We start from the raw sequence: 13,568 nt of genomic DNA, 5'->3' as shown, positions 1-13,568 counted from the left end.
CGTAAATGTTTCCTGTTTCTTCATCCCCATACACCACCATTGCGTTGATAGTGTTATTATCCCACATCCGGAGCCTTTATGGTAGTGCGGATTAAATCAGAGATTCCCTAGTGTTAAGATGGACTCTGCCGTCTCACCACCGGCAGCCTTCAGGACCTCCCGCTTTTCCCGCAGCACCTGGGCGTAACGCTCCTCGCAGCCCTCCAGGCGCCGGTACTCGTCCTCCTTCCGCTCCAGGTCCTCCTCCACCGCCGAGAGCTCCCGGGCCGCTGCGTCGTACTTCACCCGGGCGGCGTAGGCCTCCTGCCGCTCCTGGGTCAGCTTCTCGTCCATCTTGCCGATGACGCCATAGAAAAAGGCGGCCAGGCTGTGTCCCTCCAGCCGGTCCACGTCGGCCTGCTCCTCCAGCTTGGCCTTCTCCAGTTCGCTGACCCGCCCGGTCAGTTCCTGCTGCCGTGCCCCCAGGTCCTTCAGCATGGCATCCAGCTTACGCTTCCGCTCCATCTGCTCCCGGAGCGCCCGGAGCTCCTCATCATAAACAGACATACTGTGTCCTCCCTCTCTTATTCCGTTTCCTTCTCTGTCAAAAAGGTCTCTAGAACCGACTCCACACTAGTACAGCGGCGGGAAAACCGCGCCGTCAGCAGGGGCGATGACTGCTCCATGATGTAGGGCCGGCCCACCAGCGACAGCATGGGCAGGTCGTTGTCGTTGTCCCCGAAGGCCATGACCTCGCTGAGGTCCACCCCCAGGGCGGCGCACAGGCTTTTTAGGCCGGTACCCTTGTCGGCCAGGGTGAAGTCCAGCCACTTCTCCCCCGCCACAGCGGGATGAAAGTCCTCCCAGCCCGGCGATAGGACGGGCGCCATGGCCGCCGCCCCGTCCCGGCAGTAGGCCGAGACCTTGACCATGTCCTCCGGCACCTCCTCCGAGCTGTTCAGTACGGTCACGTTGTTGCCCACAAAGTAGCGCATGTGGTCCACGATGTCCCCTTGCTTGGGGCAGAGGTAGCTGGTGTTAGCCCCGGAGATCAGCACCTCACAGGTTGGCTGGGCCAAAATGGCCCCGCATAGCGCCAGAGCCCTGGATCGCTCCATCACAGTCTTGCTGAGGATTGCCCCCGGCGACCCCGGGCCCCAAACTACGGCACCGTTTTCGCACAGATAGCTCAGCTCATCGGCCACCGGTGCAAAGAGCCGCCGGAGGCTGCTGTATTGCCGGCCGCTGGCCGGGCAGAAGCGGATGCCCCGCTCCCCCAGACGGCGAATCTGGTCAAAGAGCACAGGGGCAATGGATTTGGCCCCGTACCGGAGCAGGGTACCGTCGATATCGCTGGCAATGAGACGGATCATGTGGTCTTCTCCTTTCCGCACTCACCGGCAGGTGTCCTGGTATTCCGACGGCGACATGCCCACCACCTTTTTAAAGGTAGCGGAAAAATAGGTGATATCCTTGTAGCCCGCCTGCTCGGCCACCTCGTAGATCTTCCGGCGGCAGTCCCGCAGTAGCTCCATGGACTTATGGATGCGGTAACGGGTGAGGTAGTTGAGGAGGGTATAGTCGGTCTCTTTTTTAAAGAGGTGACTCAGATGCCCCTCACTGATGCCCAGGGACTGGGCAATGGTCCCCACCGAGATGTTGGGGTCGTTGTAGTGGTCTCCGATGTAGGACATGGCCTCCATCACATACTTGCTCTTGTCCCCCTTCTTGAGCCCGGCCATGGGAGAGGCCTGGGTCTGGGCGTTCTCCTGGGGCGAGGTGGCCAGCCGGCGGCGGAGGTGGGTCACCGCCTCCTCCAGCTCCCCGTCGTGAAAGGGTTTTAACAAAAAGTCCACCGCCCCCAGGCGCAGGGCGCTCTGAGCGTAGGAAAAGCTATCATAGGCGGTGAGGATAATGACATAGGCGTTGTTGCCCATCTCCCGTAGCCGCCGGAGCATCTCGATGCCGTCCATCCGTGGCATCTTCAAATCGGTGATGATGAGGGTGGGGTGATAGCGCTCCACCGCCTCCAGGGCCTCCTCCCCGTTGGAGGCCTCCCCCACCACCACGCAGTCCAGGGCGGCCCAGTCCACGGCCAGAACGATGCCCTTGCGGATGAGCTCCTCGTCCTCCACCACCAGTACCTTCAGCATATCAGTTCCTCCTCCCAGCGCAGGGGCAGCACCGCCGTGATGCAGGCGCCGCTCCCGCCGGAAACATTGCTCAGATAGAGGCCGCAGCCCTCCCCATAGTGCTTGCGCAGGATGGTGTCCACGTTGTAGAGGCCCAGGTGGCCCCGGGAGAGCTCCCGGTCCCGGCGGGCGTAGGGCCCCTCCAGCTCCCGGGGCAGGCCCCGTCCGTTGTCCTGGACGGAGAGGAAGAGCCGCTCCCCCTCTGCCCGGGCCTGTACCAGAATCGCCCCCTGCTCCACCCCGTCCAGGCCGTGGAGGATGGCGTTCTCCACGATGGGCTGGAGTACCATCTTGGGCACCAGGCAGTCCTCCAGTTCCGGCGGCACCTCCACGGAGAACTCGAAGCCCCCGGAGATGCGGATGCGCTGGATCTCTACATAGCTGTGCAGCATCTCCAGCTCCCGCCACAGAGGGACGAACTCGTCCGGCGAGACGCAGAAGCGCAGGATGTCCGCCAGGTTGGTGGACATGTCGGCCACCTGGGGCACCTTGTTGATTTTGCTGATCCACTTCATGGTGTCCAGGGTGTTGCATAGGAAATGGGGGTTGAGCTGGGCCTGGAGCATACGGATCTGGGCCTCGTTGAGCTCCTTCTGGTTCTCCACCAGCTGCTCCTGGTTGGCCTTGAGGGCCACCAGCATCTCGTTGAACCGCTGGGCCAGCTGCCCCAGCTCGTCATCGTGCTCATGGGGGACGTAGACGTCCAGATCGTTGCGGGCCACTGCCTCGATGGCGCCGTGGAGGCGCTGGATGGGGCGGAACATCTGCTTGCTCAAGGTGAGGCTCATGAGGATGGAGATAGCCACGCAGACAAGGGCGCTGGAGAGGCTCACCGTATACAAAAGCCCCATGGTATCCCGGTTAAAGACCTGGGGCTGCCGCAGCACCAGGTACAACCCCGTCCCTTCATGGCGGGACACTGTATAGGTAAACTCGGCGTCACCGCTGTTCAGGGGTTCTCCTTTCAGAAGTCTTTGACGCAGGTCGGAGGCCAGACTGTCCGCCAGAGAGGGCTGAGAGCAGTAGATGGGCCGCCAATAGGCGCTCAGGATTAGCAGATCATTGCTGGCGCCGATGATGCCCTCCAGCAGGTGGTCTAGATCGGCCCGATAGAGGCCCACCAATAGGTATCCGATTTGTTCTCCCCCATCTCCGGTCAGCGGCACTGCCCCCTGGAGCAGGGGTTCGTCCGCCACCACGGTCTCCTCCGGCGGGAAAAAGCGTAGCGTACTCTCCTCCGCCGCCCGCAGCACACCCCAGTTGGTGGGTAAGTCCTGCCCGGTGGAGTTGCTGCGGGTGGAACAGAGCCATCTGCCTTGGCTGTCGTAGAGATCAAAGCGGGCGTCGTTGCGGCTCTCCTGAGTGGCGTCCAGTAGACGGCCATAGATCACCATCTCCTCCTCTTTCTCTCCTAGCATAGCTGCCGTTAATACGTCGTCCCGTCGGACTGACTGGGCCGCCTGAAGAAACCGCTGGCAGGACTCGTCCAGGAGCAGCCCCACCCGGTCCAGATGCTCCTCGGCCTCTTTTTGAGCATCCCCGGTCATGCGAAGCCGGAAGATCTGGAGCAGCATGGCCGAACAGATGAGAAGGGGAACCAGGGAGACCACCAGAAACGCAGCGAAGAGGCGATGCTGGAAGGAGACCGAAAGGAACTTCTTCATGTCTCCTCCTCCCCATCCAGGTAAAAGGCCCAGGTCATGAGCACCGCGTCGTGGTTCTGACTGGCCCAGGGGACATCGTAGTCCACCAGGGCCAGCTCCTCCAGTGCCGGGAGCTGGGGCAGGCGCGCTACATCCCCCCGCACCGATCGGCGGTACTGTCCCGCCATCATCTCCTGCACATCATAGCTGACGGTGAAGTCCAGAAACAGCCTGGCATTGTCCCCGTGGGGCGCCCCCTTCACCAGTGCGCTGCCGTCGGGCACCAGGCTGGTCCCCTCCTCGGGATAGACCAGGTTGATGCTATCCCCCGCCTCCTGGCGCTTGAGGGCGGTCTCCTCCAGGGTGACCCCCACCCAGAAGCTTCCGTTGTTCACCGCGGTAAGCACATCCCCGGAACCGGAGAGCTCATTGCCCTCCAGGCTATATGCAAATTCCCGGATCGTGGCCTCTGTGTCCTCTCCCATAGCGCAGGCCATGGTCACCAGGCTGGTAAAGCTGGAGCCGGATACCGCCGGGTCGGCAAAGGCCACCCTGCCCCGGAGACTTTCGTCCAGCAGATCAGACCAGCCAGTCACCCTGCCTTGGGGCAGCAGTTTTGTATTGTAAATGAGCACCACCGGCAGAGAGGAAAAAGGAGTCCATAGGCCATCCTCGGAGCGGTACTGTGCCTGAATGTCCCCCCACCCTGAGCACTGATAGGGCTCAAAGCAGTCCGCGTAAACCGCCAGGCTGTCCACACCGCCGCCGAACATCACATCGGCAGATGGATGCTCTGTCTCCTCATCAATACGCTCCAGAAGCTCGTTGGTGCCGCCGGTGACCACATCCACCCAGATGCCAGTGCGCTCCTCAAACTCCCGGACGATGGGCTGCCACACCTCCTCCTTGTGGGAGGTGTAGATCACCAGCCGCTGCTCCTCCGCCGGCGCCAGGGAGGCCTCCTGCACCTCCTCTCCCCCGGCGGTACAGCCGGCGAGCAGCAGGACCGCTGCCAATATGCCAAGGCACCCTCTCTTCTCCATGCCGCCCTCCCCAGATCACGTCGGGATTTTTACCAATTATAGCACACATCTTTCGACCTTTTCATCCAATGGGCACAAAATCTCAGTGGAAAACAAAAAAGCGCAGATTTGTCCCCTGTTTTTTCCTCCTCCGCTCCGCTACAATAAAATCACCAGGAATCTCCGGATGGAGCCATTCCATTTCATTTAAAATGACGAAGGAGGAATTTTCAATGAAACGCGCTCTTGCACTGCTCCTGGCTGGTTCCCTGTCACTATCCCTGGCCGCCTGCGGCGGCGGTGGTGGCGGCGGCGCCGCCAGCACCGGCACCCCCGGCTCCGCCGCGCCCCAGGACAGCAGCGCCCCGGCGGGCGAGCTCTCCGCCACCCAGCAGATCATCCAGGAGGCCGAGGGCATGACCCTGGAGGAGCTGGCCCAGAAGGCCATCGAGGAGTCCAACGGCCAGACCTTCTACGGCGTGGGCAACTCCAGCCGCGGCGGCACCGCCCTCCCCCTCTTCATCGAGTACCTCCAGACCATCGACCCCAATTATACCATGGAGTATGAGTGGCAGCAGCCCAAGAACAACAAGATCTTCGATCAGCTCACCGCCGACTCCCTGAAGGACACCGGTACTTACGCCATGACCCTCATCCAGGATGGCAACCAGATCGAGTCCAAGATGGTCCAGACCGGCATCCTGGACACCTTCATCCCCAAGGACTGGGCCGACGCCAACGGCACCACCGCCGCCGACTACACCGGCTACCTCCCCCTCCAGACCCTGAACAAGGTCTTCATGTACAACAACACCGGCTCCAAGACCTATGACAACTGCTGGGACTTCGTGGCCGAGGGCGAGCACGGCCTGTTCATGGACATCGACTCCGAGATCGTGGGCAAGAACTTCCTCTACATGCTCACCGAGGACACCTACGCCGGCTGGCTCAAGGAGGCCTTTGACGCCCTGAGCGCCGACGAGCAGGCCTACTTCCAGCCCACCATCGACGAGATGGCCTCCGAGGCCGAGAGCCTGGGTCTGGGCGAGAACGGCAAGTACGCCCTGGCCTGGATCAAGCTCTGGGTGGGCAGCTACAACGCCCAGACCGATGACGGCCCCATCTGCAACATCCTGGTGGACCAGTCCGCCACCGACCAGTTCGGCCTGCTGGTGTACTCCAAGCTCCGCAGCGTGGAGGAGTCCGCCTCCGTCTCCAAGAACAACATCACCGTGGCGGCCTACAATGACGGCTACACCGGCATCGGCGGCTTCGGCTACTGCCACTACCTCTTCGTCACCGACAACAGCCCCCTCCCCTGGACCGCCTGTGCCTTCATCGCCTACATGACCTGCACCGCCGACGGCTTCTCCGCCTGGGGCAAGGACATCGGCGGCTACTCCTCCAACCCCAACGTGGCCGCTGAGAACGAGGAGATCTTCCACCACGAGACTGGCGGCATGTCCGAGGACGGCTCCACCGTGGAGTTCGCCGCCCTCAACGACCACGGCTACGACTGGTGGACCACCGACGGCAAGCTGGTGCTGGAGGACCCCGAGTACTGCGCCTCCGTCTCCTTCACCGTGGGCAGCTGGATCGAAATGCTGGATAAGTACAGCGCCAGCTGAATCTGAGGCGGCCATTCGGGCGCCCCTGACCGGTCCTGAGTGACATCAGAACAAAGCGCCCTTGGAACTGTGCGGGACCGCCAGGTTCCAAGGGCGCTCCCTTATCCCGGAAAAAGGAGAGATTTCATGGATCAGACAACGACGCTCCGGGCCGGCAGCTCGGCCGTCCGCAGGAACAAGATAAAGACCTTCTTCTCAAAACCCCACAACGTGATCCTCCTCCTCATGGGCATCGTGCTGACGGTGACCACCGTGGCCCCCATCGTGGCCATCGTGGAGGACACCTTCAAGATCCACCCCGGCACCATCGACGCCTACCTCACCGGACAGGCCTCCGGCTACACCCTGGTCAACTACATCGACCTCTTCACCAGCAACCTGGCCAAGACCAACCTGTGGCTCCCCCTGTGGAACACCGTCCTTCTGGCCGTGGGCACCTGCGTGGTCTCCATCCTCTACGGCGGCCTCTTCGCCTTCCTGGTCACCCGCACCAACCTGGCCTGGCGGAAATACCTCAGCTCCATCTTCATCTTCCCCTACATCATGCCCCAGTGGACCCTGGCCGTGGTGTGGCAGAACCTCTTTGACTCCAACGCCGTCACAGGCACCTCCAACGGCCTGCTGGCCGCCACCCTGGGCATCGAAATGCCTGCCTGGTGGTGCCTGGGCCTCTTCCCCAGCGTGGTGGTGCTGGGCCTCCACTACGCCCCCTTCGCCTACATCCTCATCGGCGGCATCTTTCGCAACATGGACGCCAACCTGGAGGAGGCGGCCACCATCCTGGACACCCCCAAGTGGAAGATCATGTTCCGGGTCACCCTCCCTATGGTCAAACCCGCCATTCTCTCCACCATCCTGCTGGTCTTCGGCAGCTCCATGGGCTCCTACCCCGTGCCCCACTACCTGAACCTGACCACTCTGGCCACGAAATACGTGTCCATGAACTCCAAATACACCGGTGAGGCCAGCATCCTGGCCATCATCATGATGGTTTTCGGCGTGGCCATCATGCTCCTCAACCAGATGAGCCTGCGCAGCCGGAAGAACTATACCACCGTCACCGGCAAGTCCGGCCAGATCTCCAAGATCAACCTGGGCCGGGTGGGAAAGTACATCATCGCCCTGGTGCTGGTGGTCCTCACCTTCTTCACCAGCATCTTCCCCATCGTCTCCTTTGCCTTCGAGACCTTCCTCCCCAACCCCGGCGACTACTCCTTCCTCTACACCGGTGACACCGACAACCTGACCACCAAGTGGTGGGTCACGGACGAGAACATCACCGAAAACGGCATGTACGGCCAGAAGGGCATCCTCCACAACGACACCATCTGGCGGGCCTTCAAGGGCACCATCTGGGTCAGCGTGTGCTGCTCCCTGCTGGCGGGTACCATCGGCACCATGATCGGCTACGCCGTGTCCAAGGCCAGGCGAAGTAAATGGGCAAACTACGTCAACGCCGTGGCCTTCCTCCCCTACCTGATGCCCTCCATCGCCGTGGGCGTGGCCTTCTTTATCCTCTTCTCCAACGAGTACATGAACCTCTTCAACACCTACACCCTACTCATCATCGTAGGCACCATCAAGTACATCCCCTTTGCCAGCCGCAGCTCCCTCAACTCCATGCTCCAGCTCTCCGGCGAGATCGAGGAGTCGGCCATGATCCAGAACATCCCCTGGATCAAACGCATGACCCACATCATCATCCCCATCCAGAAGTCCTCCATCATCAGCGGCTACCTGCTGCCCTTCATGACCTGCCTGCGTGAGCTCTCACTGTTCATGCTGCTGTGCACCCAGGGCTTCATCCTGGCCACCACCCTGGACTATTTTGACGAGATGGGACTGTACGCCTTCTCCAGCGGCATCAACCTCATTTTGATCGTGACCATCCTGGTGTGCAACACCATCGTCAACAAGGTCACTGGAGCCAGCCTGGACAAGGGAATAGGAGGTTAACACCATGCCTGAGATCAAATTAGAACACGTGACCAAGCGCTGGGGCAAATTCTACGCCGTGGACGACCTGAGTATGGTCATCGAGAACAACGCCTTCGTCACCCTGCTGGGCCCCTCCGGCTGCGGTAAGACCACCACCCTGCGGATGATCGCCGGCCTGGAAACCCCCACCAGCGGACGCATCACCATTGGCGACCAGGTGGTCTTTGACAGCGCCAACGGCATCAATGTCCCCGCCAACAAGCGGAAGGTGGGCTTCCTCTTCCAGAACTACGCCCTGTGGCCCAACATGACGGTCTACGACAACATCTCCTTCGGCCTGAGCAATATCAAGGAGGCCATGCCCAAGGTGGACTTTGAGGCCAAGAATGCCGCCCGCCTGGCCGAGATCCTCCGGCGGCCCGAGGAGGTGGTGAAGGTCCTGGAGGAGTGCCGGGACAAGAACGGCAAGCTAGAGGAGAACAAGGCCTTCATCAAGCTCATCGACACCTTCACCATCTCCATGTTCACCGCCAAGAAGCTCTTCGGCTACCACCTGGAGTCGGGCAAGGACATGTCAAGCGAGATCATCGCCCTCCAGTCCAAGGTGGAGTCCGCCCGGAAGGCACAGAACCTTGACGACCAGTTCCAGGTGGTCCAGAATGGCCAGGTGGTCACCGAGGTCCGCAAGCTCACCAAGGAGGAGATCGACCTCACCGTCCGCCGGGTCTCCCGCATCGTGAAGATTGGCATGTTCATGGACCGCTACCCCGCCGAGCTCTCCGGCGGCCAGCAGCAGCGTGTGGCCATCGCCCGCACCCTGGCCCCCGAGCCCTCCGTCCTCTTCATGGACGAGCCTCTCTCCAACCTGGACGCCAAGCTGCGCCTGGAGATGCGCTATGAGCTCCAGCGCCTCCACGTGGAGACCGGCTCCACCTTCGTCTATGTTACCCACGACCAGATGGAGGCCATGACTCTGGCCACCCAGATCTGCCTCATCAACAACGGCGTCCTCCAGCAGTACGAAGCCCCCCTCACCGTCTACCACCAGCCCGCCAACCTCTTTGTGGCCGACTTCGTGGGCAACCCCTCCATCAACTTCGTGGAGGCCAAGGGGACCCAGGCCGCCGACGGCGCCATCGACCTCACTCTCTTCAAGGGCCGGAAAGCCCGCTTCATCCCCGCCGCCCCCCTGGATCTGCCCGGCTGGTTCGCCAAGCGGGATCAGGAGGCCGCCCGGCGGGAGGAGCTCCACAAACAGAAGGCCGCCGACAAGGCCTACGTGGAAAAGGGCAACAAGGATGAGACCTTCCGCTACCACATCGCCAAGGTGGTGGAGGACGACTTCTCCCTCCAGGAGGAGCCGGTGCTCACCGACGAGGACCTGGTGCTGGGCATCCGTCCCGAGTTCATCGACATCACCAACGCCGGCGCCCTGGACGGCGAGATCTACGGCGCCATGCCCACCGGCATGGAGTCCACCATCAAGGTCCGCATCGACGACTTCCTTCTCACCGGGGTGGTCTTCGGCAGCACCCTCTTCACCATCGGCTCCAAGATCAAGGTGGACATCTCCGGCGACAACATCATGCTCTTCGACCGCAGAAGCGGCCAGTGCATCGCCCTGGGCAGCCTGTCATTCTCCTGATACAGCGCGAAAAAGCTCCGGCCTCCCCTCATGAGGGGAGGCCGGAGCTTTTGTTCGGGGGATTTGTTTGTTTAGCCACGCCCCTCCATAGACCGGCGGAGGAGTTCCTCCGCCTCCTCAGCCTTGAGGACCTTTCCCGAGGAGACCACAACGCCGCGGACCACCAGAGCGGGCATGCGCATGACGTTATAGGATGCCACCCGCGCCATGTCCGTGACATACTCCACCTGTCCGGCGCAGCCCAGCTTCTCCGCCGCGGCCTTCACATTCTCATAGAGCTGGTGGCAGGAGCTACACCCCGAACCAAGGACTAAAATACCCTTCTCCGGCATGGCCGCGCCGCCCGCTTTTCCGCAGGTACAGCCGCAGGAACAGGGCGCGGCGGTCTCTTTCTTCTTGCCAAATCCAAACAGTGCCATCATGATCTTCTCCTTTTAACATAATTTCAGATTCAGAGCAGCATGCCCTGGATACCGTTAAAGAGATACCCCACAATTAGGATGCCCACCGTGCATACTCCCACAAAAATGCCCAGCAGGCGGGGCTTTACCGCCTTCCGCAGCAGGATCAGCGACGGCAGAGAGAGGGTGGTCACACCCATCATGAAGGAGAGGACCACACCCAGCCGGGCGCCCTTGGCCAGCAGGGCCTCCGCAATGGGGATGGTGCCGAAAATATCGGCGTACATGGGGATGCCGGCGGCGGTGGCCAGGATCACTCCAAAGGGGCCATCCCCGCCCAGGATCTTCACTACCAGCTCCTGGGGGATCCAGTTGTGGATGATGGCGCCGATGCCCACCCCCACCAGCACATAGGGAGCCACCTTCTTCCCGGTGGACAGGGCCTGGTCCCAGGCGTAGGAGAGCCGGTCCCGCCAGGTCAGCTTCTCCTGGGGCACCTCTCCCCCGCCGGGACCCCGGACATAGGGCTCCACCTGGTCCTCCAGCCGGAGGGCCTGGATGAGCGTGCCGCCCGCCACAGCCACCACCAGTCCCAGTGCCACATAGGCGGCAGCCACCCGCCAGCCAAAGACCCCCGTCAGCAGCATGAGGGAGCCCAGGTCCACCATAGGAGACGAGATTAAGAAGGAAAAGGTGACGCCCAAGGGCAGACCCGCCCGGGTAAAGCCGATGAAGAGCGGAATGGAGGAGCAGGAGCAAAAGGGGGTCACCGTCCCCAGCAGGGCAGCCACGATATTGGCGCCCAGTCCGTGGAAGCGTCCCAAAATGCGCTTGGAGCGCTCCGGCGGAAAATAACTCTGGATGTAAGAGACGATCAGGATGAGGACGGTGAGGAGCACCATAATCTTCACCATGTCATAGAGAAAAAAGTGGAGGCTCCCTCCCAGCCGGCTCTCCAGATCCACGCCGAGGGCCAAAAGCCCGCGCCCGATGAGTTCTTTGAGCCACGCCATCCCCAGGACCTGGTCCTGCAAGAACGTACCGATGGACATAACAGTTCCCCTTTCCTTATGAAAACAGATCAAAAATATTTGATGTATTGGCTCGAAAAAGAGCCGCCAGACCGGCGGCGCCTTTCCTCAGTCCTGGCAGCGGCAGCAGGACGTCTCCGTGACCGGGGCGGTGAGCTCCCCCACCAGGGCGGCTGCCCTGGCCCTGCCCGCCGGGTCGATCCAGTAGTGGGTCCACTTCCCCTCCTGTCGGCTGGCTACGATACCGGAGTCACACAACACCTTCATGTGGTAGGAGAGACCCGATTGGGAGAGGTCCAGCGGCTCCAGCAGGACACAGGCGCACTTCTCCCCTGACCGCAGCTGCTCCAAAATGGCCAGCCGCTTGGGGTCCGCCAGGGCCTTGAATACCTTTACAGCCTCCTCGTACATGTCGCCGCCTCCTTCACATCGAAAACTTTTGATGTATTCTACCACTCCTTTCCCATCCTGTCAAGGGGAAAGGTCTCCACATGCTTGACAAGACCTTTCCTTGTGTTAAAATGGTGTCACATGAACTTTTTGGAGGAATTCACTTTGGATAAACAGTGGTTCGACGACATGGAAGCCCGCATCCCCCACGGAGAGGTCCGCACCCGCTTTGCCCCCTCTCCCACTGGCTACATGCACGTGGGCAATCTGCGCACCGCCCTTTACACCTGGCTCATCGCCCGCCACGCCGGCGGCAAGTTCATCCTGCGCATTGAGGACACCGATCAGGGCCGTCTGGTGGAGGGCGCCACCGAGATCATCTACAACACCCTGCGCAAGTGTGGTCTCACCTGGGACGAGGGTCCCGACGTGGGCGGCCCCGTGGGCCCCTACATCCAGACCGAGCGCCGGGACCTCTATGGTAAGTATGCCAAACGCCTGGTGGAGCTGGGCCACGCCTATTACTGCTTCTGCGAAAAGACCGAGTCTGAGGAGGACAGCGGTAACTTCGACCGGCCCGACGACCCCTGCCGCACCCTCTCCCCCGAGGAGGCTAAGGCCAAGGTGGAGGCCGGCGTCCCCTACGTCATCCGGCAGAAGATTCCCAAGGAGGGCCAGACCACCTTCCACGACGCCGTCTTCGGCGACATCACCGTGGAGAACAACACCCTGGACGACCAGGTCCTCATCAAGCGGGACGGTCTGCCCACTTACAACTTCGCCAACGTCATCGACGACCACCTGATGGGTATCACCCACGTGGTCCGGGGCAGCGAGTACCTCTCCTCCGCCCCCAAGTACAACCTGCTCTATGAGGGCTTCGGCTGGGAGATCCCCACCTACATCCACTGCTCCCCCGTCATGCGGGACCAGCACAACAAAATGTCCAAGCGGAAGGGCGACCCCTCCTACGAGGACCTGCTGGCCATGGGCTACCTCTCCGAGGCCGTAGTCAACTATGTGACCCTCCTGGGCTGGTCGCCCCGGGGCGAGAACGTGGAGCGGGAGTTCTTCACCATTGCGGAGCTGGCGGACATTTTTGACATTGAGGGCATCTCCAAGTCCCCCGCCATCTTCGACATCGAAAAGCTCACCTACTTCAACGCCCACTACCTCCGTGAACTCACTCCCGAGGCCTTCCACGCCGTGGCGGAGCCCTATATCCGTCAGGCTGTGAAAAACGAGGCCTACTCCTCTCATGAGATCGCCGGCCTCCTCCAGGCCCGGTGTGAGCGCCTCACCGACATTCCGGAGAAGCTGGACTTCTTCGACCTCCTGCCCGAGTACGGCGCCGACCTCTTCACCAACAAGAAGTCCAAGACCAACTCCGAGGTATCCAAGAATATGCTGGAGGCCGCCATCCCCGCCCTGGAGGCCGTCCCCGCCTGGACCAACGACGCCATCCACGACACCCTGGTGTCTCTGGCCGAGTCCCTAAGTGTAAAGAACGCCACCCTCATGTGGCCGGTGCGCATCGCTGCCGCCGGCAAGGCGGTGACCCCCGGCGGCGCCGTGGAGATCTGCCACATCCTTGGTAAGGATGAGACCCTCCGCCGGCTGAAGCTGGGCCTGGAGAAGGTCTCTGCCGTCCTGTAAACCACCAATATGCAAAAATGGAGCATCGCAAACGCGATGCTCC

12 protein-coding genes are annotated in these 13,568 nt (G+C 61.6%); 4 read left to right on the top strand and 8 right to left on the bottom strand.

The genetic code is table 11. The features are described from left to right. Positions 1 to 96: 96 nt before the first annotated feature. Genes ACTNBK_RS12815 through ACTNBK_RS12795 form a run of 5 tightly spaced genes read right to left on the bottom strand, consistent with a single transcriptional unit; the run spans position 97 to position 4,857 of the window. Positions 97 to 546: a hypothetical protein gene (locus ACTNBK_RS12815; RefSeq protein ID WP_441146641.1), complete on the bottom strand. Its 450-nt coding sequence runs from the start codon at positions 544 to 546 to the stop codon at positions 97 to 99. Between the two features lie 17 nt (positions 547 to 563). Continuing rightward, positions 564 to 1,352, bottom strand: a complete 789-nt coding sequence (locus ACTNBK_RS12810; RefSeq protein WP_441146639.1) for an HAD family hydrolase — start codon at positions 1,350 to 1,352, stop codon at positions 564 to 566. Between the two features lie 21 nt (positions 1,353 to 1,373). After that, positions 1,374 to 2,132 carry a response regulator transcription factor gene (locus ACTNBK_RS12805; protein ID WP_441146637.1) on the bottom strand — a complete coding sequence of 253 codons (759 nt, stop codon included), beginning with the start codon at positions 2,130 to 2,132 and terminating at the stop codon, positions 1,374 to 1,376. After that, complete coding sequence (locus ACTNBK_RS12800) at positions 2,126 to 3,835, bottom strand: cache domain-containing sensor histidine kinase (protein ID WP_441146635.1); 1,710 nt, start codon at positions 3,833 to 3,835, stop codon at positions 2,126 to 2,128. Before ACTNBK_RS12800 ends, ACTNBK_RS12805 begins: the two co-directional genes overlap by 7 nt. After that, the gene (locus ACTNBK_RS12795; protein WP_441146633.1) at positions 3,832 to 4,857 is read right to left on the bottom strand and encodes an ABC transporter substrate-binding protein; all 1,026 of its coding nucleotides are present in this window, start codon (positions 4,855 to 4,857) and stop codon (positions 3,832 to 3,834) included. Before ACTNBK_RS12795 ends, ACTNBK_RS12800 begins: the two co-directional genes overlap by 4 nt. Before the next feature lie 212 nt (positions 4,858 to 5,069). Here ACTNBK_RS12795 and ACTNBK_RS12790 point away from each other — a divergent pair, with 212 nt between their 5' ends. The 3 genes from ACTNBK_RS12790 (at position 5,070) to ACTNBK_RS12780 (ending at position 10,047) form a co-directional block, all read left to right on the top strand. Beyond that, positions 5,070 to 6,464 (top strand): hypothetical protein, encoded by a 1,395-nt coding sequence (locus ACTNBK_RS12790; protein ID WP_441146631.1) that lies wholly within the window; start codon positions 5,070 to 5,072, stop codon positions 6,462 to 6,464. Positions 6,465 to 6,590: 126 nt separating this feature from the next. Continuing rightward, positions 6,591 to 8,420, top strand: coding sequence for an ABC transporter permease (locus ACTNBK_RS12785; protein WP_441146629.1), 1,830 nt, complete (start codon positions 6,591 to 6,593; stop codon positions 8,418 to 8,420). Positions 8,421 to 8,424: 4 nt separating this feature from the next. Beyond that, on the top strand, positions 8,425 to 10,047 hold the full coding sequence (locus tag ACTNBK_RS12780; RefSeq protein WP_441146627.1) for an ATP-binding cassette domain-containing protein: 1,623 nt from the start codon (positions 8,425 to 8,427) through the stop codon (positions 10,045 to 10,047). A gap of 71 nt (positions 10,048 to 10,118) precedes the next feature. On the opposite strand, the gene ACTNBK_RS12775 is transcribed toward ACTNBK_RS12780, so the two are convergent. The 3 genes from ACTNBK_RS12775 to ACTNBK_RS12765 form a co-directional block, all read right to left on the bottom strand. Beyond that, positions 10,119 to 10,469, bottom strand: coding sequence for a thioredoxin family protein (locus ACTNBK_RS12775; protein WP_441146625.1), 351 nt, complete (start codon positions 10,467 to 10,469; stop codon positions 10,119 to 10,121). Positions 10,470 to 10,498: 29 nt separating this feature from the next. Beyond that, entirely contained in the window at positions 10,499 to 11,500 is a 1,002-nt protein-coding gene (locus ACTNBK_RS12770) for a permease (protein WP_441146623.1), read from the bottom strand. An 87-nt stretch (positions 11,501 to 11,587) separates the two neighbouring features. Further along, positions 11,588 to 11,890 carry an ArsR/SmtB family transcription factor gene (locus ACTNBK_RS12765; RefSeq protein ID WP_130849843.1) on the bottom strand — a complete coding sequence of 101 codons (303 nt, stop codon included), beginning with the start codon at positions 11,888 to 11,890 and terminating at the stop codon, positions 11,588 to 11,590. A gap of 168 nt (positions 11,891 to 12,058) precedes the next feature. On the opposite strand from ACTNBK_RS12765, the gene gltX reads away from it, so the two are divergent. Next, the gene (gene gltX, locus ACTNBK_RS12760; RefSeq protein WP_441146645.1) at positions 12,059 to 13,525 is read left to right on the top strand and encodes a glutamate--tRNA ligase; all 1,467 of its coding nucleotides are present in this window, start codon (positions 12,059 to 12,061) and stop codon (positions 13,523 to 13,525) included. The last annotated feature ends 43 nt before the right edge of the window (positions 13,526 to 13,568 follow it).

Source organism: Intestinimonas sp. HCP28S3_D6 (assembly GCF_052065695.1).
In the GTDB taxonomy this organism is placed as follows: domain Bacteria; phylum Bacillota; class Clostridia; order Oscillospirales; family Oscillospiraceae; genus Intestinimonas.
The sequence above is the reverse complement of the archived record's forward strand: the minus strand, read 5'-3'. Positions and strand labels throughout refer to the sequence as shown.